This window comes from Lysinibacillus sp. NPDC048646 (genome assembly GCF_050272295.1).
GTDB lineage: Bacteria > Bacillota > Bacilli > Bacillales_A > Planococcaceae > Lysinibacillus.
On the sequence record NZ_JBNNLZ010000005.1, the window covers coordinates 52669 to 72548 of the forward strand.

Below are 19880 nucleotides of genomic sequence, written 5' to 3' on the forward strand. Positions count from 1 at the left end.
AAATGATTATGCGTTTACAGTTTGAAGAGATTGTGCAACTTTTTTCACAGCTTCTAAGCCATTTGCAATGATTTCGTCTGCTTTGTCTTGTGATGCATTATGTCCTTCAATAATTACTTCTTCAATAATTTCCATACCGAATACGCCACCTACTACATTTTTAATGTAATTAACAGACATTTCCATCGGTTGTGCTTCTGGTGATGAGTAGTAACCACCACGAGCATTAAGAATGACAGCTTTTTTGTCACGCATCAAACTAACTAGTTGACCGTTTTCGCCATACTTGAATGTGAAACCAGCTTGATATACATAATCAATGAATGTTTGTAAAGTAGCTGGGATTGTTAAGTTCCAAAGTGGGAAAGCAAACACTACAACATCAGCTGCAGTTAACGCGTCCATTGCTTTTTGTTTTGCAGCTAAAATGCGTGCTTCAATATCAGTTAATTGTTCGCCGTTTTGTACTTTACCGAAAGCGTTGAATAGATCTTGACCGAAGTATGGCATATCTTCAGCGAATACATCGAAAGTCGTTACCTCTACACCTTGTACGTTTTCCATGAAAGTGTCATACATTTTTGTTGAGATACCGTCTGGGCGGTTATTTGCTTTTACTACTAATACGTTCATTATATAAATTCTCCCTTAGTCTTCTAAAATTATTATCTCGAATTCAAGATATATTAACATATTAAAAAATTTTTTCAAAAAAGTCAACGCTAGTAGTCTCATACTTTTGACTGAAATGTAAAATTAGCGATGCCTTCTAATGCTTTAAACCACATGCAAAAATACTCAGACTCCTGTTAATTGAGCCTGAGTATTTCTGCATTAGTATGGGGTTACATCCTTCACTTATTGTGTAAAATTAAAATTCGCAGCTTTCGTCAGTACATATGCCAGCATTTGTAGAACCTTCCATCTGCAAGCCTGGTTGTAAGCCTTCTTCTTCCGCTACTTTACGTAAAGTATCTTCAAAAACTTCCTGCGGTTGTGCACCAGAAATGCCGTACTTACGATTTACTACGAAAAATGGAACTCCTCTTACACCTAGTTGAAGACCTTCTTGAATATCATCCTCAACCTCACTTGAAAATACATCACTAGAGAGAACGTTTTCTACTTCCTCACGTTTTAGACCTAATTGCTCAGCAATGTCAATTAATACGTCATCATGGCCAATACGTTTCGCCTCAATAAAGTAACCATGTAACAAGGCCTCAACAAGTGCTGAAGCTTTCCCTTGTTGTTCAGCCCATTTCACAAGACGATGTGCCTTTAATGTATTTTCTTCCATTAGCTTATCAAAATTATAGTCCAATCCTACTTCTTTAGCACGAGCTGCTACACCTTGCGTCATTTCCTTCGCTTTTTCTAATGTCATACTATATTTTTTTGCTAAGGATTCATAAGTAGAGATATTCGCATCCACAGGCGTTGTTGGATCAAGTTGATAACTTTTATAAACCAGCTCCACCTGCCCTGCAAAGCCCGTATCCTGAAGCGCCTTTTCTAATTGTTTTTTACCAATATAACAAAATGGGCAAACATAATCTGACCAAATTTCAATTTTCATAAATGTACACACTCCCTTTGCTATATTGTATAGACACTGCACACTTCTAAGCAATTTTTCTGCTTCATTGCATAAATTTTCAAATCAATCTCCATACTGAGCATAAAAACAATGTGAGGGTTATGTATGACACAATCTCTTTGGCTTGCAACGAGCGAGTCTATTTCCTTACCATCACTTACTGATTCTACAACTTGTGATGTTTGTATTATCGGTGGAGGTTTGACAGGACTATATACTGCCTATGTTTTAGCAAAGGCAGGTGTGGATGTAGTACTGCTCGAAGCAAACTCCCATATCAGTCACGGTACGACCGGTCATTCAACAGGCAAATTAACAGCACAGCATGGCTTAGTATACGCTAATATTATGGAAAAGCTTTCAGTAGAAGATGCGCGGCTTTATTATCAACTGAATCAACTCGCTGTTGAAAAAGCATTACAGTTACTACCTAAAGAATCCATTCAACAAGTAGATTCACTGCTGTATTGTCAAACAAAAGAAGGCTATAAACAATTATTAGATGAGTGGAATGCCTATAAAGTATTAAAAATCAAGGCAAAAATCACCTCAGAAACGGAGCTACCTTTCTCTATTACAAAAGCACTTAGCATGTCGCAGCAAGCGCAAATAAATCCTGTGACCGTTTGTAACTTTTTAGTGAAAAAGGCATTATCGATGGGGGCAAGATTGTATGCCAACACACGTGTCCAACAATTACGCCTACCACAAAATGACTTACATACCGAAAATAATATGTCGGTTCAATATAATAAGCTTATTTTAGGTACGCATTATCCAATTGAGGCCTTCAAAGGTCTACAATTATTTAAGCTCTCCAATAGTCGCTCTTATATAGTCGCTAGCAAAATTTCAGATACTTTCCAAGGGCAATATTTATCGGTCGATTTTCCATCACGTTCTATTCGAACTGTAACTATTAACGATGAACACTATCTACTGCTTGGAGGCGCTAACCATACCGCTGGCCAAACAACCAATACCGAGCCTTTTTATGACGCTATACAAAATGAAATGAAAGAGCATTTCGAACAGGAATCTCTTTATAGATGGTCCGCACAGGATATTGAAACACCCGATATGATACCCTATGTCGGCAATATTACACAGTCCTTACCAAATGTCTTCATAGCGACTGGTTATAGAAAATGGGGGATTTCCAATTCTTTCGTGGCGGGCGATTTACTATCTTCCCTTATAACAGGAACACAGGCTAATGATGAGGCTACTGCACTTTATTCACCTACGCGTACAAAATTTGGTGCTCAGTTTATGCAAATGCTAAAGGTTGGCGGCTTTGTAGCAAAGGAGTTTGTAACAGGATATGTCAAGCATGCTAACACACCAACCTGTACACATTTAGGCTGTAAAACAAAATGGAATGAAGCGGATGAAACATGGGATTGCCCATGTCACGGCTCCCGTTTTAATGCCCAAGGGGAAGTTCTTGAAGGCCCTGCCGTCTTTCCATTAAAGCTAGAATAACAAAAAGGGGTGTCTCAAAAGTCATTTGAGACACCCCTTTTCTGCGCGAAAGCGAAGTAGAACGAAGCGACAGCAGCAAATATTTTTCTGTATCGTAAGCGTAGCGGCAGATACAAATGTTTTCTGTATCGTAAGCGTAGCGGCAGATACAAATGTTTTCTGTATCGAAAGCGTAGCGGCAGATACAAATATTTTTCTGTATCAAAAGCGTAGCGACAGATACAAATGTTTTCTGTATCGTAAGCGTAGCGGCAGATACAAACGTTTTTCTGTATCGAAAGCGTAGCGGCAGATACAAATGTTTTTCTGTATCGTAAGCGTAGCGGCAGATACAAATGTTTTTCTGTATCGTAAGCGTAGCGGCAGATACAAAATTGGGCTAAAATCGCTTGTTTTTCAGAGAATATTACTATCTAAATTTCTTACTTTTGACTTATTGGACAACCTTTATAAATTATTTCAATGCGTCAGTTAATACTGGCACGATTTGTTTTTTACGAGATACAACACCTGGTAATACAACACGATTATTCACAAGCTCTGCGCCAAAACCTTTTGCTGCAGCTTCTGCTACTTGCCCGATCGCTACTGCTGTTGAATCATTGTTTAAAATATCCGTCACAACAAAGAAGAATAAGTCTAAGCCATTCTCAGCAACATTTTTGTTTAATAAAATTTCTAATTCCTCTTGACGCCCAAGTACGTCATTAATATCGACAGCGTTTACTTGAGCAACTACTGATTTATATTCACCAAATTGGAACTCTTTTGCGTCTAGAGATAAAAGATCTTCTAATGATTTATCTGAAAGGTCCGCGCCAGCTTTAAGCATTGCTAAACCGTATTCTGCTATATCAACACCTGCAATTTTAGCTAGCTCTTCACCAGCTTTCACGTCCTGCTCTGTGCAAGTAGGTGATTTGAATAATAATGTATCCGAAACAATTGCTGAAAGCATTAAGCCTGCAATGTTTGCTGTTACCTCTACGCCGTTTTCTTTGAAAATTTTATTTAAAATTGTTGCTGTACAACCAACTGGCTCTGCACGGTAGTATAGCGGATCTGCTGTTTGAAAGTTTGCGATACGATGGTGATCAATCACTTCTGTAATTTGTACTTCATCAATACCATCTGCCGATTGTTGAAACTCGTTGTGGTCTACAAGAATTACCTGTTCTGCTTCTCCTACTACTGATGTGATTAATCGAGGTGCAGCAAAGTCAAATTTGTCTAACGCAAATTGTGTTTCGTTGTTCAATTCACCAAGACGTACAGCTTCAGCATTCTCACCGATTTGTTGTTTTAAATATGCATAGACAATAGCAGATGTAATTGTGTCTGTATCTGGATTTTTATGTCCAAAAACTAAAACTTTACTCATTGAAAATATTCCTCCTAAATGGCGATTACAATTTTATTTTTATTCTATCATACCTTTTAAAATATAATTATATAAAGTAAAACTTTAATTGGGTTTTTAACATGACTTTTCGCTCATCTTGGCCCATGATTAAGAGCTACTAAATAATAGTATTTCTCTCTACTTAATTTTATATCTATTTTTTACCATCCTTTAATTAACATTTAATATTAATAACAGGTTTTATATTAAAATTTATTCACTCTAATAGATATATAGTTGCGTTTTATTATTCAAGAAACCATAATTTTATGCTATTATCATGTAGTCTATATGTTAGGAAATACAGGAAATGGGGATTACGATGACGAAGAAGATGGAAAAAAAGTATATTCCTTTAGCAAGCTACTTTGAAGTAGCTTCGCAACAAAATATTACTTTAACCTTTAGCGCACTAGAAAACATTATGGGGCAAGCTTTACCAAATGCTGCTTATTTGAATAAGAGCTGGTGGAAAAAAACAAAGCCTCCTCTCACTCATTATTTATCATGGACAAATGCAGGATATTATGTCATTGATGTCAAGCTCGGTACAAGTGTCACTTTCTCTCGCGATCAAGTGAATGCCTCATCAAGCAATATTTCTGAAAATAATGAAATTACTTCTGCATACATAATCAGAGCGATTGAGGCATCCGATGCTAGAGCATTTATTCTGTTACAAGAAGAAATTTTTCAGGAAACCAATTTTATGTATAATGCGCACAATGAGTTAGATTTAACTGTACAGCAACTACGAAAAAATTTAGCTTATTGGAAACAACTAAAAAACCGCACTATTTTGTTGTGCGTATTAAATGGTCTATTTGCTGGTTATGCCGTTATTCATGGTAGTAAGCATTCTAAAGCCAAACATGTTGCTTCTGTTCGTCTTGCAGTCAAAGACGAGCATCAACAAAAAGGCATCGGATCAGCTCTTATGAAAGCAGTCGAAAACTGGTCCACACAAAGAGATATTTCACGCTTAGAATTATCTGTTATGGAGCACAATGACGTGGCCATCAATCTTTTTAAGAAACTAAATTTTCAACACGAAGGCACTCGCCAAAATGCTATTAAACTAAACAACACTTTTATCGATGAATATATCATGAGTAAAATTTTATAAACCATATTTGTCGCAAGGCTCCAAAGGTGTTGGTGTTTAAACACCGGCGGGTCTTGCCAACTTTCTTTACTGCTGTCGCTTATGCAAATGCTCCAATCTCCACTTAAAGGTAAGCCCCCACTACTCTTATGGATCCACATATATAACGCTCATACGTTATACATAATAAAAAAGCATAGAAAAGTAAATGCTACTTTATCTATGCGGAATATGTTATCAAAACACTAGCTTTTCTCTTGCAGCATCTAAGAATAATAAATTATTCTCCACTTGCTCATATGATTGTTGGTATTGATTGTATTGTGCTTTATCGTGACTGACCATTTCCTCTATCAATGCATGCATAAACGAAAAAAGAACTGGCACCATATCGAGTGAGGTTTGGTTCTTCATACCGAGTGCAAATAATGCACTTGCATAATCTCTTATTGGTGACAATGCTGAACCAGTAATCGCAATAATTTTCACCTTTTTCATTTTCGCAATTTCTACAATTGTTTTTACATCTTTCATTTGTTTATCACATGAAAAGACAATTAACGTCGTGCGTTCACCCATACTGTTAATTTGTTGCACAATATCTTCTGAATCTGTACGAAGTTGCTTAATGTTTGGTCGTAAGGTTTTCAACGTATAAGATAACCAGTTTGCAATGGAAGCAGATTGACGAGCACCAAGTATATAAATAGTATCTGCTTCATGCATCCATTTTGAACTTTTCTGAAGCATGTTATCGTTAATAAGATGAATGGTATCTTGAATATTTTGTATATCACGTTGCATGACTTTACTAAAGCTTGCGTTCTTCTGTTTATTGGATGTATATGTAGCGTTAAAATGAGCTCCATCATTTTGAGACATTAAGTAACTTCTGATTTCCTCTTGAAGCTCAACATAACCTGACAAATCCATTGCATAACAAAAACGAATGACCGTCGATTCACTAACATTAGCCTGTCTACCAACTTCAGCCGCACCATTGGCAATAACAACTGTCGGATTGTCAATTACAAACTGTGCAACCTTACGTTGCCCCTTCGACAGTCTTACAAATTTTCTTTTTATATTTTCATTTATACTCATTCCTAACAACCTTTCTTTCAAAGAAATTATCACGAATGGAGATTGTTTGCTACTGACTCTAAATTCGATTAAAAATACAGTATCATGATTGCAATTTGAATACAATGACTTTTCAGAAAAATCTTTAATGCTTTAAATCACTAATATAGTAGTTCGTAATAAAATGACATAAAATCGCTATATTTTCATTATCCATAGTATCTTTATCAGCTTAGTTCATAGGTTGGTTGAAAGTTTATAACGGTTTTTAATCTTAACAGATTGCCGAAAGGTATGTATATTAATTAATAAATCCTTATTTTTATGTAGCCAATAAGCAAATTATGAATGAAAAATGTCTTGAATCCTTAGTGAATTCAAGACACTTTCTTTTTTTAATTATTGTAATTCAGTTTGTTTTGTTTCAGTACCTAATAAGATTACTCCAACAACACCAACAATAATCGCTCCACAAAATATAGCGAAGATAAAGCCAATATCATAACCAGCAGTTAACAATGAACCGACTAATAGCGGACCAAAAATACCACCAATTCGTCCGACTGCCGCAGCCATACCTGCACCTGTACCACGTATAATTGCTGGGTACTGCTCTGGTGTATACGCATAAAGTGCACCCCATGCACCTAAATTAAAGAATGATAAAAACATCCCTGACGTTAAAAGCATCGCCATTGTTTCTGCATTACCAAAGATGAAAGCACTTACAGCAGTGCCAATTAAATAGGAAACAAGTACAAACTTTCGACCAAATTTTTCTATGAACCACGCAGCTGTAAAATAGCCCGGCAGTTGAGCTACTGTCATAATGAGGACATACTTAAAGCTTGTAATCATGTCAAAGCCTTTCCCAACCATTACGCTAGGTAGCCATAAGAACATTCCATAATATGAAAATACAACCGTAAACCATAACACCCATAACATCAATGTAGAACGTGCATATTTTTTCGACCATACCTCGCGAATATTTAGAAGAATACTACGTTTCTTAGACTCAGCCTTCACTGTAAACTGCGGTGAATCTGGCAAATGCCAACGAAGATAAATTGCATATACAGCAGGTATTGCGGTTAACAATAGTGCTACACGCCAGCCCCATGTAGGAATGACAAAATACGAAATGAGTGCAGCGATTAACCAACCCACAGCCCAGAAACTTTCGAGTAATACGACCACTCTACCACGTTCTTTAGCTTCTACACTTTCTGACACAAGTGTAGATGCGACTGGTAATTCTCCACCAAGCCCCATACCTACTAAAAAGCGTAATGCCATAAAAGCAACTAGTGTTGTTGTCAATGCAGATAAACCACTTGCAATTGAAAATAACACAAGCGTCCACATAAATATTTGCTTGCGCCCAACTTTATCGGCAAAAACACCGAAAACGAGCGCACCAACAGCCATCCCAATCGAGTTTATACTACCGATCCAACCCATTTGACTAGAATTTAAATTCCAATCTACTGCTAAGGCTGCAATGACGAATGATAATATTCCGACGTCCATTGCATCGAAAAGCCAACCTACACCCGCTACTCCCAAAAGCTTATTTCGAGAAATAGATTGTTGTGGCTTATTAGTATTTGTTGTCATCTCAACCACCTGTCTTTACAATTGACTTTACATCATAAGTTTACTATACAGTTGTTTCAATTAAGTGACAAGTACAATTCAAATGACCGAATTGTTTCGACAATTTATCAATTGCTATTGAAAACATAGGGCAATTTGCGTTAAAATGTCTTTTATACAAAAACAAATGTTCTTTCTATAAGAACAAAAGGAGATCGTAACGTTATGTGGAAAGGCCTTATTGAAGAATATAAACAATTTTTACCCGTAACAGAAAATACACCCGCTCTAACTTTAAACGAAGGCAATACGCCTCTTATACATTTAGTCAATCTATCTAAAAAACTTGGTATCGAGCTATATGGTAAAATTGAAGGTGCAAACCCAACTGGCTCTTTTAAAGACCGCGGTATGGTGTTTGCTGTTGCAAAAGCTATTGAAGACGGTAGTAAATGCGTCATTTGTGCATCTACTGGTAACACTTCTGCTGCGGCCGCTGCTTATGCAACTCGCGCTGGCATCCAATCGATTGTTGTTATCCCAAAAGGGAAAGTCGCACTTGGTAAATTAGCACAAGCAACAATGTACGGTGCAAAAATTATTGAAATCGACGGTAACTTTGACGACGCATTAAATATTGTGCGCCAAGTGAGCGAAACGACAGCAGTCGCACTTGTAAATTCAGTAAATCCATACCGTATCGAAGGTCAAAAAACGGCTTCCTTTGAAATCGTAGACGCTTTAGGATCAGCTCCAGACTATCTATGCATACCAGTCGGTAATGCAGGTAATATTACTGCTTACTGGAAAGGCTTTAAAGAGTATAACGATGTGAAAGGCTCTGGCCTACCAAAAATGTATGGGTTTGAAGCTGAAGGGGCTGCAGCTATTGTAAAAGGTGAGCCTATTGCGAATCCAGAAACAGTAGCAACAGCCATCCGCATTGGTAATCCTGCAAGTTGGCAATATGCTGAAGCAGCACGTGATGAGTCTGGAGGTATCATTGACTCTGTAACAGACGAAGAAATTTTAGCTGCTTACAAACTAATCGCTGGTACTGAAGGGATTTTTGTTGAACCTGGATCAGCAGCATCATTAGCTGGTGTCATTAAATCGGTCGAAAATGGCCAGATTGCCGAAGGTTCAAAAGTTGTCACAGTATTTACAGGCAATGGCTTAAAAGATCCTGATACTGCCATGAACGTGTCAACAGTGGACGTTGTATCTCTTAAGAATGAAGAAGAGGAAATTCGCAAATACATCGAGGGCGTACTATGAGTAAAAAGTGGCAAATCTCAGTTCCTGGGAGCACAGCCAATCTAGGCCCTGGCTTTGACTCAATCGGACTTGGCTTGTCTCTTTATTTAAAGCTAGATGTTTCTCTACAGGATAGCTGGGAGATCATACACCTCGATGATAATGGTCCTAGTGAGTTTGAGCTTGAAGAACATTTACTATACGTTATTACGAAAAAAATTGCTGATCAATACGGTAAGGGACTTCCACCTTGCCGTGTTGAAATGACAAGCGAGCTTCCATTAGCACGTGGTTTGGGAAGTAGTGCTGCAGTCATCGTTGCGGGTATTGAGCTGGCCAACCAAATATGCGAGCTAGGGTTAACTGTTCAAGATAAACTGAATTTATCTTCTCAAATTGAAGGACATCCAGATAATGCAACTGCCTCTGTTTTGGGCGGTTTAACTATCTCTTCTATGGATGAGAGTGGCATTGTCGATACATTCCATGTAAACAAAATCGATGCTTCTTTCGTCGTATTTGTGCCCGATGTTGAACTAAAAACAAGTGAATCTCGCTCAATATTACCAGAACAATTTGATCGGGCATATGCAGTCTGTGCATCGGCAAATGCTAATATGCTTGCGGCTTCCTTAATGGCACGCGACTTTGAACGTGCAGGTCGATATATGGAAGCTGATTTATTCCATGAGCCTTTCCGCTCAATATTAATACCTCAATATGCAGAAATTCGTGCAGTTGCCAAGGCGAACGGTGCATATGGTACAGCATTAAGTGGAGCAGGTCCAACCCTGATTTCCATCATTCCTACGGCTATTGCTGAAGACTTTGTTACAACAATGACAATGCAATTTCCAGAACACCATATTATCCTAACCAAAGCGGATGAGTATGGTGTACAAGTAATATGATTGAAAACGTCTACTCCCTAGTAGGCGTTTTTTATCAGAGGAGGAAATGTCTTGAAACCAATTATATTTTGTGATTTTGATGGTACAATTACGGCAACTGATAATATCGTCTCCCTAATGACACATTTCGTTCCAGAGCAATCAGAAAAAATTGCTAAAGCAATGATGGCACAGACAATTACCTTTAAAGAGGGCGTCTCAGCTATGTTTGAGCTACTATCCGCTACCCAAAAAGATGATGTCATTCAATATTTAATGGACACAGCTGTAATTCGTGAAGGCTTTGGTGAATTTGTTCGCTATGCACACGAACATGCTATTCCATTCTATGTTGTTAGTGGCGGAGTAGATTTTTTCATAGAGCCGATGCTGGAAAAATTCGGTCCACTTTCAGGTGTCTATTGTAACAGTGCTGACTTTTCAGAGAAGCAAATCACGCTTGTCTATCCAAATAGTTGCGATGAGGATTGTACCAAATATGAAACGCAAGGCTGCGGCTGTTGTAAACCAACAGTCATGCGTAAAGTTTCACAAAGCGATCATTTCAAAATCGTCATTGGTGATTCCATATCTGATTTTGAAGCAGCTAAACAGGCTGATTTAGTCCTTGCCCGAGATCATCTAATTGAACGTTGTGAGGATTTACATATCCCCCACAAGCCCTTTGAGACCTTCTATGACTGCTTGGAAGCCGTTAGAGAGCTTGTAGAAGCTTAAAAAAAGGAATCTAGCTGATTTGTTTGCTAGATTCCTTTTACTATATCGTTTATCGAATTATATCCTAATTCCGAAGTATTTGTTTATGCTAGTAATACTAAACTGACAGCCATTACAGCCATTCCAGCTACTAAACCATACATCGATAAATGTGTTTCGTCGTATCTTTGTGCAGCTGGCAGTAATTCATCTAATGAAATGAAGACCATTATCCCCGCAACTCCCGCAAATACAATTCCAAACATGACATCGGTTAAAAAAGGCATTAATAATAAGAACGCCACTAGGGCACCTACAGGCTCAGCCAACCCTGATAAAAAAGATAGCTTAAAAGCTTTTCTACGATTTCCTGTTGCAAAAAAAATCGGGACCGATACCGCAATGCCCTCTGGAATATTATGAATCGCTACAGCTATTGCAATAGCAATTCCGACATTTGGATCATTTATGGCAGACATAAATGTGGCAATACCCTCTGGGAAATTATGAATTCCTATCGCTAATGCCGTAAATAGCCCCATCTTCATTAAATGATCCTGATCGACTTGAGGCTTTACAGCATTTACATCCTCAACTAATTTCACTTCATGTGGATTTGCAGCTTTTGGAATAAACTTATCAATCAACGCAATAAATAGCATGCCACCAAAAAAGCCTGCAATTGTCATCCAATAACCATTGGTTGTACCTAGTGCATTCGTTAAAGCATCCTTGGCCTTCACAAAAATTTCAACAAGTGATACGTAAATCATAACGCCTGCTGAAAAACCAAGTGCTACTGATAAGAATTTTGTATTTGTTCTTGATGTAAAAAACGCTATTAAACTACCTACTCCTGTTGCAAGTCCGGCAAAGAGCGTTAACCCTAAAGCCAATAATACATTTCCTTCCATTCCCTTCTTCCTTTACCCTTTATGTTATTGTACTCATCTTAACGTAGAAGTTTCCTATGTGCAATTCTTTTTTACTAGGCTAATATTATTCGCCTATGAATTCCTTGAATTTCCAGATAAAAAAGCAGCACCCTATTCTACAGAATAAAAGTACCGCTTCCTAAATTTTAACTACATATTCGCTTTTTGAATTACTCGCTTACGTCGCTCATACCAAATGACACAAATGATGAACCATGTAAAACCGACGCTCCATCCTGCTAGTACATCCGATGCAAAATGACGAGCCCCTGCTACACGCGACATACCAATGAGTATTGTTAGCACAATCGCCCCAACCCACAATTGTATTTTACGTACCTTCTTATTATTCTCCGATAAAATATAAGCCGTAGCAAATAGATATAGGATACCTGACATGGAATGTCCTGATGGGAAACTAAAGGATGTTAACTGATCTTCAATTTCAGGTCGTGGTCGCTGCACCCACTTTTTCAATAATTGGTTTAGTATATTTCCTGCTGCAAATGTTAATAGAACAAATACTAACCCACGGTAATTTTTCATCTTCCAAGCTAAATACACCATTAACACAATCGCTACAGATACTACAAATACGGGCTCTCCGATATAATGAAAAACTTCAATTAAACGATTGCCGAATAAGATATCTGCCATTTTGATATCAAAGTTTTGTATAGTCTCACTCTGATAAGTTACACGTAATACAAAAAAGGCAATAAGCGTTAAAATCGCCAATGGATATGCCCAATTTTTCATATTTTCTTTCACCTCTAAGCACATTCACGCTATATTTTTTCACATCATATCATATATACATGTAATTAGAGGAGAAAAAGCAATGACTCTTCATAAACTTACAACATAAATTTGCACTCTTTACCTTGTGCAATTACAATCGTTTCTTCATCCGGTTTATAGAAATAATTTGAAAGAGCCAATGCCACAATGAATAAAATCACAATTATAGGTAGTATTTTTCTAAACAAAATAAACACTTCCTCATCTTAAAGAATGTCATAGCCCAAAGTAAGTTACTTTAATAATACAGGATCAAATAACCAATCTTTTGGCCCGAAATTACGATCCTTTTCTCCCTTAACTTCTCGAGAAATATTATTTTTTATAATTAATTCTCTGAACTTTCTACTGAATAATGTTTTTCTGTAAAGATATCTTCCATCATGGCTCCACTCAGCTGAAAAGAAAATATCTCCCTTTAAATCCGTTATAGCTTTTCGATCATAAATATCAGGACCATTGATAACTCCACTTAGCCCACAGCGACATGGCGGTTGCTCTGTCGCAAAATACAATTTAACTCTTTCAGAGTTACATGTCGGAAGTATCTGTCTTGGTATTATTTGATAAGCAGGTTGCTTTCCTCTTTCTGGACCTTGATGGATTACTTCTAGAAGATCATAGCCTTCAATGCTCTCTTGTTTCATTAATGTTACTAATCTCTCTGAAGCTACCCAAAAACCGCTTACATGTACGAGATGTCGGTCCTCTATTTTTGATGTATCAATAACTAATGGGGAAAGTTGCTCTTTCTCCATTAGACCACAATGATGACAATATGTGCTTATAGAAAATAAGGTTCCTCTATCATCCAAAAACATTTCTGGGGAGTTCCCTGTCGAGTTTAACGTAAATAATGATGCTTGTTCATATTCGCTATCTGAAAAGTCGAAATAAAATCGTTCACCAATTGAAACAATGCCTAATTCATGTTCTAAAGATTTATATAAATCTGCCACGTGTTCATATGTCACATCTTCATTCAATGTAAAAATTGGATTGAAGGATGCTTTTAAGTTTCTTTTTCTTATTTCAGGCGCATCTATAAAAATACCATAGCGATTATACACTTTTATGACTTGATCTTGACTAGATTCATCTATAGAAAATAAATTTTCAAGTTCTACTTTCAAAATACACGCCTACCTTTATATAAAGTTTTATCGTGAAGTATGTTGTTTAGCTAGTAACATTTTTAGGAAATCTAACATAGTCTACTTTATTCATAGATAGCCAGGCAGCTTACTTTAAACGAAATCTTATCTTGTATTATTACTCACTACAGCATATTTACTTAACCACGATTATCTTAAGCGTAACAGCACTTACACCGATATTTCAATGTCGGGTTTACGCCAATTTTTTGGCGGACAATAGCGGTTTTTTTGGCGTGAATTGGCGGACTCAAGAAAAACACCGCCAATATTTGGCGGTGTTTTTTAAAATATATAGGTATTTTATAATGTAAATATGCTTTATTTACCCAAAGGAAAATATAGTAATTAATTTGGTGGTAAATTGGCATTTATTTTATTTTGAAATATATTACATTTTTGAATATTATATCATATTATAAATTTACAGTAAATTCATTCTTTCTGCAAGATCCACAGCTTCCGTACGAGAATCTACATTTAACAAAGTAAATAATTGTGTTAAATATCTCTCAGTTGTACGCTGCGGAATATTTAATTCAATAGCAATAGCTCTATTCGTATGCCCCTCTGCAATAAGTCTTAATATTTTCTTTTCTTTTTCATTTAAATGAATATCCAACTTTGCATCCTGTAATTTAAATCGATTGTCTAGAAAATCTAAAAAATTAATAGGAAGAACAATTTCACCGCTGCCGATTGCACGCACTGTTCGTAAAATATGTTCCTTAGATGCTGTTTTAGCTAATATCCCTTCTATTTTCCGCTCTAAAATAAGTGAATAATAATCGGTAATATCGTCACCTGTGTAAAGAATAATCGCAGCATTAGATTGTATCGCTTTGATATTGCGAGCTAAGGTAATACCGTTTTCTAGTGGCATATTTATATCAATTAAATAAATATGATAAGGCTTTTCTTTAATTCTTTGCAGTACACATGTAGCATCGCTTTCCGTATCAACTACGATATCGTCATCTTCTTTAAATAAATTTTTTGTTCCCTCTAAAACTATAGGGTGATCATCCACTATGAGCATTGTAATCAAGTGTGTCACTTCCTTCTTTTACTGATATCCGAATAGACATCCCTTCATTGATATTTGAGCTTATATAAAAATGTCCATTAAAGGCTTTCACTCGTTCCTGCATACCCTTTATCCCCATGGAATCCGTTTGTCTAATGTCTTCTACATTACAACCTACGCCATCGTCCGTGTAGATGATTTCGAATCCATCCGCCATTTCTTTGAGATGTATTTCAACAATTGTTGCATAGGCGTGCTTTAACGCATTATTGAGTAATTCCTGAAAAAGTCGATATATCATTAAATTCATTCGCTCATCCTCTAGATAGAGGCGATCTATTGTATAAATTAAATCATAATTAGATCTTTCTGCTACCTTACGAATCAGCTTCTCCAGAGCAGCATTCAATCCTAATGTGTCCAATAAAGGCGGCTTTAAATTTTCACAATATGCTCTTAAATCATGCAAGGATACTATCATTTGTTCATGAATTTTCGCAAGATTTTGTTGAATATCAGTGGTATCCTTCGCATGAATAAGTACATTAACTTCTCTGGCAATATGAAGCTGTTCTTGTAAATTTGTATCATGTAGTTCTTGAGCCAATTGATATTTTTCTTCCTCAAATCTTAACCATAATAGCTTGTTTAGCCAAGGTAGTTGACCATCATCTGCTTGCTTCATATGCTTTAGTTCCTCTAACAGTTCTTCCACCATCTTTGTATTCTCAATAAAGTTATTTACGTATAATAATAGCAATTCAAGCCACAATAGCTCTTCGTCTTTTAAATGAATTGAATTGTTATGTCCTAATACTAGGACCCTTTTGCAATGAGTATCTTGGTGGAGGAAGGCTAGATAAACAGTGTCAACCTTTCTTATTTCACCTAACCTTAAATCTTCCATTAGGTCTGGATTAATAGGAATTTTCCCCTCACCCGTTGAAGTGAATTGATTTGAATCATACTTATAGGTTAATACATATACTTGCTCGAGCTCAAGGTGAAGTGAAACCTCCTGAGCGAATTTCCCTAAAAGTTCTTCTATTCTAATTGTTTTTCCTATCTTATCTACCGCTGTGTATAGCTGATGAATATAATCTCCCTTTGTTGAAAACAATATTTTACGCTTTCGATAATCTACTTTTTCTTTTATGTAAAAAAGAATAATTAACGATACGAGAGTAAACAAGAAAATTCCCGATAAAACAGTAAAAGATAATAACTTACCGGCAATCCAATAGAGACCAAAAATAAACCAAAGAGTAAATATTAGCGAAAAGATAAGATAATAGCGAAGACGTGAAATATGATATTCTAGATCAAAAAGACGCTCCGTAAGCTGCGAAAAAATAAAGCTAAAAGGCATTAGTAATAAAAATAAAGCACTTACCTCAGCTGAAAGTATATATTGTTGGAATAAGATATTGGGCAACGCGTACAAAAACAGAAATGGTAAGAAAGGGATGATTATACTAATTAATAATATTTTCAATTGTGGTGTTTTATATTTGAAATAGCTGAGTAATAAAATACTAAGAATTAATAAGAGTAAGATGAAGAAACTTGCTAATACGATATTAGAAAGAATATTATTGGTAGATGGATAGATAATACCGATTATGCTAAATAATATAGCAATGACCGGTACAATATAAAACAGTTTAATATTGTTAGCAAACAGCCAATTAGTCTTTAAAAAAGAATAGTAATTTTTCATAAAATTGAGTAGTACTACTAAGCAAAGTATCATACTACTACGATTAACTATAACCCCTATTTTATTCAAACCACCAGACGCGCCAATACTAACATATGCCAAAGAAACTAGGAGCATAAATAAGATGAGCAAACTTAAAAGTGGTGTGTTTTTTTGTTTATAGTACAAATAAAAAGCAATAATTAAGGTTAAAAGAAAATAACAAAAAGGAACTATCAATAAATAGTAAAATTGCTCAGGTATATCAAAATTACTTATTTGTACATCTATTATTTGACCATTAGGCTTCTGAATCGTTAATGCTTTTGCGGCGCGGACAATATTATCATATTTTACATTAGGTACATCATCTATTAGAACACCATTTACTTTTAAAACTACATCCCCTGATGATATATCGTTTTCATTGGCCCATTCTTTATAGTATGGGTCTGATATAATCCAACGTTTATTTTCTTCTTTTACCTCTAAACCCAAATAAGGCGTGCTATAAGTAACATAAAGTAGATAACACCCCAATACTAAATAGATACTTATAACAAGCCAAAAATATTTCTTTTTAATATCTATTAATTCCAAAGACCGTTTTCTACACATACTACAGCTTCAAAAGACTCTAATATTGCCTTTTGTTCAATTGAGGAAATTCCGATTAATGAAGCTTTTTGTTCTATTAATAGTTCAACTAGGGATGGGTTTTTTTCTAAATACTGAATTACATTCATCATACAATTTCTCCTCATTTTATTAGTTTTTTTAAATACTCTTTACTCACATTACTCAAAGTCACATCTTCGAGATCATCTAACGCCTTATGTTTATAAATATTTTTGATTGACATTGCATAGCGTATAGCGCCACCAGTAGTCAACTCTTTTTCTAAAGCATTATTATCTAAATGTGTAACTATATCACCATTATAATAGTTCATAACCGATTTCGAAACATTATTTTCCTTTGATAAAAGATAAATAATGGGCAAAGAATATTTTTTATTTAAAAGGTCATTCTTGCGTCCCCATGTCTTCAAGCCCTGAATATCGTTTTTAATCTGTTGGATAATGCCTATATACTTCCCATATCCCTCAACCCGAGTAGACACATTACCTTTTGCAAGCGCTTCACCAATCAAACAACTCATCGCCGTCAATGAACCTGATTTCTGCTCAATCATCTGTAAATAGGAGTGCTCTTCACAACAACCATTGAGCAAATCTAGCTGCTGGCCATTTATACTGAGCAAAGCATTTTTTTCAAGGATCTCTATGGCTACATCTCGGTGTATAAAGGAAGTCTCACGAATATTTTTAGATGCCATTACAAGTATGGCTATAGCAATATTTAAGGATAATTCAGGTGTTTTGCTCCAACTATAGTCCGTATCTTTATCTTGCAAATCATCAATAATATCAAAAGAAAGAATAAGCAGTTCAATAGCTGCTGCAACTTTGTAAATGTCTTCATTCAAACAGTCCGTAAATGCCTCATAATGCAAAATACATAGTTTTCCAAAAGAATAACCACCTGCTTTTTTCTCATTTTTAAAGCTCTTTAGCATTTCCCGTAGTTCCATACCTATCAATGTCTCAGATTCAATAAAAATGTCCAATGATTCATTAATTCGATTATCTAACCACTCCAATAGTCCTCTCCTCCGTCTAATATATTAATAAATATTATATAGATTAATGGCAATTAATACTAGTGAACTTCAGATATTTTAATGCATTTCCTTTTTAAAACGGTTGTTTCTAATTGTAGCTTTTCAGTATTATTTTATTGTCTCGAGACACTTTGCATAAAAATGGCGGCATTAAATTCGAGTCCGCCAATTCACGCCACTAAAACACCCATGTCCGCCAGAAAAATGGCGGAAACCCACCATTGAAATGGCGTGATTGGTAATGATAGGATTAAATTAACTTCTATGGTAAATAATATAATTATAACAATAATTAAAGGATAAAAATACCTTTTATTTTAATATTCAGATATTAAAAGCATTAAAAGCAATAGGTAAAATTTGTAAGTAATTCTCCTATAGTATAGTTTAAAACTGACAGATACTTATACCTTTTACCTTTATCAAGTTTTACAGTTTAGTTCAGTCATCAATAATAAGACAACTTAAAGGAGGTTTTGTATGATAGTGAATTTTCTTTATACACAGGTAAAAGTAAAGGTAGACAGACCTTTAGGTTCAAAACATCCTAAATATAACTTTGTTTATCTCGTCAATTATGGGTTTATCTCAAACACTATTGTTGGAGATGGTGGAGAAATAGATGCATATATTCTTGGTGAATTTGAACCGTTGGAAACCTATGAAGGAAAAGTAATAGCCGTTATTAAAAGAAGTGATGATATTGAAGACAGACTTGTTGTTTCGAACCAACCTTATACGACCGAACAGATTTATGCTTTAATTGAATTTCAAGAAAGGTTCTTTACAACTCAAATAATTACGAAAAATAATATAGGCATTAGTAATCCTCAACCTTCTATTAAATTTCAACATTAAATAAAAACACAGTAGATACTACGGAAGGAAAAGTAAATGAATGTACATCTAAAAAGGAAATTTTTAATTATCGGGTTATTAGCTTTTATAGGCGTTATAATTTGCTTATATATAAACGCTTACTTTGTTCATAAAGAAATTATGCATGCAACGAATATGTGCTTTGATAACAATGGCATTCCACAAGTAAGTAAAGGGCTTTTATCAAGTTCTTGGTCATTTACATGTGAATAAAAAACGCCCTGACTAATTGTCAGGGCGTTTTCTTTTTAACCTTTTACATAATAGACTTCTTGACCGCTCTCAACGATATAATCGGATTTTGGCTTCCCTGCATTTGCTTTATGACCTGCGATATGCTCGGGGCTCTTTTCCCAGTTCTTCCATGCCTCTTCCGATTCCCAACGAACCATAATTAGCACTTCTTCGTCACCACGGCGAACTTTCTTTACTAATACTTGCTTGTCAATAAAACCTGGTTGTTGTTCCAATAATGATGGACTGTCCTTTTTTGCACCAAAGCGCTCAACGATTTTCTCAGCATTACCTTCTGTTACAACCATACGTTTAATTTGTACAAACAT

20 protein-coding genes are annotated in these 19880 nt (G+C 35.7%); 7 read left to right on the plus strand and 13 right to left on the minus strand.

The window, feature by feature from the left end; genetic code table 11:
- Positions 1 to 6 precede the first annotated feature (6 nt).
- Together ACQKII_RS07910 and ACQKII_RS07915 are read right to left on the minus strand one after the other, a co-directional pair.
- Positions 7 to 633 carry an FMN-dependent NADH-azoreductase gene (locus ACQKII_RS07910; RefSeq protein WP_427458067.1) on the minus strand — a complete coding sequence of 209 codons (627 nt, stop codon included), beginning with the start codon at positions 631 to 633 and terminating at the stop codon, positions 7 to 9.
- A 238-nt stretch (positions 634 to 871) separates the two neighbouring features.
- On the minus strand, positions 872 to 1579 hold the full coding sequence (locus ACQKII_RS07915; protein ID WP_427458069.1) for a DsbA family oxidoreductase: 708 nt from the start codon (positions 1577 to 1579) through the stop codon (positions 872 to 874).
- A 126-nt stretch (positions 1580 to 1705) separates the two neighbouring features.
- Between ACQKII_RS07915 and ACQKII_RS07920 the strand changes: the two genes are divergently transcribed.
- Positions 1706 to 3085 (plus strand): FAD-dependent oxidoreductase, encoded by a 1380-nt coding sequence (locus ACQKII_RS07920; protein WP_427458071.1) that lies wholly within the window; start codon positions 1706 to 1708, stop codon positions 3083 to 3085.
- A 454-nt stretch (positions 3086 to 3539) separates the two neighbouring features.
- Here ACQKII_RS07920 and ACQKII_RS07925 read toward each other — a convergent pair whose 3' ends face one another.
- Complete coding sequence (locus ACQKII_RS07925) at positions 3540 to 4466, minus strand: manganese-dependent inorganic pyrophosphatase (protein ID WP_427458073.1); 927 nt, start codon at positions 4464 to 4466, stop codon at positions 3540 to 3542.
- Between the two features lie 355 nt (positions 4467 to 4821).
- Here ACQKII_RS07925 and ACQKII_RS07930 point away from each other — a divergent pair, with 355 nt between their 5' ends.
- A complete protein-coding gene (locus ACQKII_RS07930; protein ID WP_427458075.1) occupies positions 4822 to 5613 on the plus strand; it encodes an N-acetyltransferase family protein in 792 nt (263 codons plus the stop codon).
- 216 nt (positions 5614 to 5829) lie between these two features.
- Here ACQKII_RS07930 and ACQKII_RS07935 read toward each other — a convergent pair whose 3' ends face one another.
- Entirely contained in the window at positions 5830 to 6696 is an 867-nt protein-coding gene (locus ACQKII_RS07935) for a MurR/RpiR family transcriptional regulator (RefSeq protein WP_427458077.1), read from the minus strand.
- 378 nt (positions 6697 to 7074) lie between these two features.
- Positions 7075 to 8295, minus strand: coding sequence for an MFS transporter (locus ACQKII_RS07940; RefSeq protein ID WP_427458079.1), 1221 nt, complete (start codon positions 8293 to 8295; stop codon positions 7075 to 7077).
- Between the two features lie 204 nt (positions 8296 to 8499).
- On the opposite strand from ACQKII_RS07940, the gene thrC reads away from it, so the two are divergent.
- Genes thrC through ACQKII_RS07955 form a run of 3 tightly spaced genes read left to right on the plus strand, consistent with a single transcriptional unit; the run spans position 8500 to position 11159 of the window.
- Complete coding sequence (gene thrC, locus ACQKII_RS07945; RefSeq protein WP_427458081.1) at positions 8500 to 9552, plus strand: threonine synthase; 1053 nt, start codon at positions 8500 to 8502, stop codon at positions 9550 to 9552.
- Positions 9549 to 10442 (plus strand): homoserine kinase, encoded by an 894-nt coding sequence (thrB, locus tag ACQKII_RS07950; RefSeq protein WP_427458083.1) that lies wholly within the window; start codon positions 9549 to 9551, stop codon positions 10440 to 10442. Before thrC ends, thrB begins: the two co-directional genes overlap by 4 nt.
- Before the next feature lie 51 nt (positions 10443 to 10493).
- Positions 10494 to 11159 (plus strand): 2-hydroxy-3-keto-5-methylthiopentenyl-1-phosphate phosphatase, encoded by a 666-nt coding sequence (locus ACQKII_RS07955; RefSeq protein WP_427458085.1) that lies wholly within the window; start codon positions 10494 to 10496, stop codon positions 11157 to 11159.
- Between the two features lie 83 nt (positions 11160 to 11242).
- Here ACQKII_RS07955 and zupT read toward each other — a convergent pair whose 3' ends face one another.
- From zupT to ACQKII_RS07990, 7 genes are all read right to left on the minus strand, one after another.
- Positions 11243 to 12052, minus strand: a complete 810-nt coding sequence (gene zupT / locus ACQKII_RS07960; protein WP_427458087.1) for a zinc transporter ZupT — start codon at positions 12050 to 12052, stop codon at positions 11243 to 11245.
- A gap of 171 nt (positions 12053 to 12223) precedes the next feature.
- Positions 12224 to 12832: a phosphatase PAP2 family protein gene (locus ACQKII_RS07965; protein WP_427458088.1), complete on the minus strand. Its 609-nt coding sequence runs from the start codon at positions 12830 to 12832 to the stop codon at positions 12224 to 12226.
- Between the two features lie 275 nt (positions 12833 to 13107).
- Positions 13108 to 14007 (minus strand): hypothetical protein, encoded by a 900-nt coding sequence (locus ACQKII_RS07970; protein WP_427458090.1) that lies wholly within the window; start codon positions 14005 to 14007, stop codon positions 13108 to 13110.
- A gap of 445 nt (positions 14008 to 14452) precedes the next feature.
- Positions 14453 to 15067, minus strand: coding sequence for a response regulator (locus ACQKII_RS07975; RefSeq protein WP_427458364.1), 615 nt, complete (start codon positions 15065 to 15067; stop codon positions 14453 to 14455).
- A complete protein-coding gene (locus ACQKII_RS07980) occupies positions 15051 to 17354 on the minus strand; it encodes an ATP-binding protein (protein ID WP_427458092.1) in 2304 nt (767 codons plus the stop codon). The genes ACQKII_RS07975 and ACQKII_RS07980 overlap by 17 nt, the downstream gene beginning before the upstream one ends.
- Positions 17345 to 17503 carry a competence pheromone ComX gene (comX, locus tag ACQKII_RS07985; protein ID WP_427458094.1) on the minus strand — a complete coding sequence of 53 codons (159 nt, stop codon included), beginning with the start codon at positions 17501 to 17503 and terminating at the stop codon, positions 17345 to 17347. Before comX ends, ACQKII_RS07980 begins: the two co-directional genes overlap by 10 nt.
- A gap of 11 nt (positions 17504 to 17514) precedes the next feature.
- Positions 17515 to 18417, minus strand: a complete 903-nt coding sequence (locus ACQKII_RS07990; protein WP_427458096.1) for a polyprenyl synthetase family protein — start codon at positions 18415 to 18417, stop codon at positions 17515 to 17517.
- Positions 18418 to 18918: 501 nt separating this feature from the next.
- On the opposite strand from ACQKII_RS07990, the gene ACQKII_RS07995 reads away from it, so the two are divergent.
- On the plus strand, positions 18919 to 19296 hold the full coding sequence (locus ACQKII_RS07995; RefSeq protein WP_427458098.1) for an inorganic diphosphatase: 378 nt from the start codon (positions 18919 to 18921) through the stop codon (positions 19294 to 19296).
- A gap of 36 nt (positions 19297 to 19332) precedes the next feature.
- On the plus strand, positions 19333 to 19530 hold the full coding sequence (locus tag ACQKII_RS08000; RefSeq protein ID WP_427458100.1) for a hypothetical protein: 198 nt from the start codon (positions 19333 to 19335) through the stop codon (positions 19528 to 19530).
- A 35-nt stretch (positions 19531 to 19565) separates the two neighbouring features.
- Here the strand turns inward: ACQKII_RS08000 and ACQKII_RS08005 are convergent, their stop codons facing one another.
- Complete coding sequence (locus ACQKII_RS08005) at positions 19566 to 19880, minus strand: antibiotic biosynthesis monooxygenase family protein (protein WP_427458102.1); 315 nt, start codon at positions 19878 to 19880, stop codon at positions 19566 to 19568.

Bases quoted from the DNA above. Each gene is read 5' to 3' on its own strand.
- ACQKII_RS08005 (WP_427458102.1), bottom strand. From the start codon at position 19,880: ATGTTTGTACAAATTAAACGTATGGTTGTAACAGAAGGTAATGCTGAG.
- ACQKII_RS07965 (WP_427458088.1), bottom strand. From the start codon at position 12,832: ATGAAAAATTGGGCATATCCATTGGCGATTTTAACGCTTATTGCCTTT.
- thrB (WP_427458083.1), top strand. From the start codon at position 9,549: ATGAGTAAAAAGTGGCAAATCTCAGTTCCTGGGAGCACAGCCAATCTA.
- ACQKII_RS07925 (WP_427458073.1), bottom strand. From the start codon at position 4,466: ATGAGTAAAGTTTTAGTTTTTGGACATAAAAATCCAGATACAGACACA.
- ACQKII_RS07995 (WP_427458098.1), top strand. From the start codon at position 18,919: ATGATAGTGAATTTTCTTTATACACAGGTAAAAGTAAAGGTAGACAGA.
- ACQKII_RS07915 (WP_427458069.1), bottom strand. From the start codon at position 1,579: ATGAAAATTGAAATTTGGTCAGATTATGTTTGCCCATTTTGTTATATT.
- ACQKII_RS07930 (WP_427458075.1), top strand. From the start codon at position 4,822: ATGGAAAAAAAGTATATTCCTTTAGCAAGCTACTTTGAAGTAGCTTCG.
- ACQKII_RS07935 (WP_427458077.1), bottom strand. From the start codon at position 6,696: ATGAGTATAAATGAAAATATAAAAAGAAAATTTGTAAGACTGTCGAAG.
- ACQKII_RS07975 (WP_427458364.1), bottom strand. From the start codon at position 15,067: ATGCTCATAGTGGATGATCACCCTATAGTTTTAGAGGGAACAAAAAAT.
- ACQKII_RS08000 (WP_427458100.1), top strand. From the start codon at position 19,333: ATGAATGTACATCTAAAAAGGAAATTTTTAATTATCGGGTTATTAGCT.
- ACQKII_RS07940 (WP_427458079.1), bottom strand. From the start codon at position 8,295: ATGACAACAAATACTAATAAGCCACAACAATCTATTTCTCGAAATAAG.
- ACQKII_RS07910 (WP_427458067.1), bottom strand. From the start codon at position 633: ATGAACGTATTAGTAGTAAAAGCAAATAACCGCCCAGACGGTATCTCA.
- thrC (WP_427458081.1), top strand. From the start codon at position 8,500: ATGTGGAAAGGCCTTATTGAAGAATATAAACAATTTTTACCCGTAACA.
- ACQKII_RS07920 (WP_427458071.1), top strand. From the start codon at position 1,706: ATGACACAATCTCTTTGGCTTGCAACGAGCGAGTCTATTTCCTTACCA.
- zupT (WP_427458087.1), bottom strand. From the start codon at position 12,052: ATGGAAGGAAATGTATTATTGGCTTTAGGGTTAACGCTCTTTGCCGGA.
- comX (WP_427458094.1), bottom strand. From the start codon at position 17,503: ATGATGAATGTAATTCAGTATTTAGAAAAAAACCCATCCCTAGTTGAA.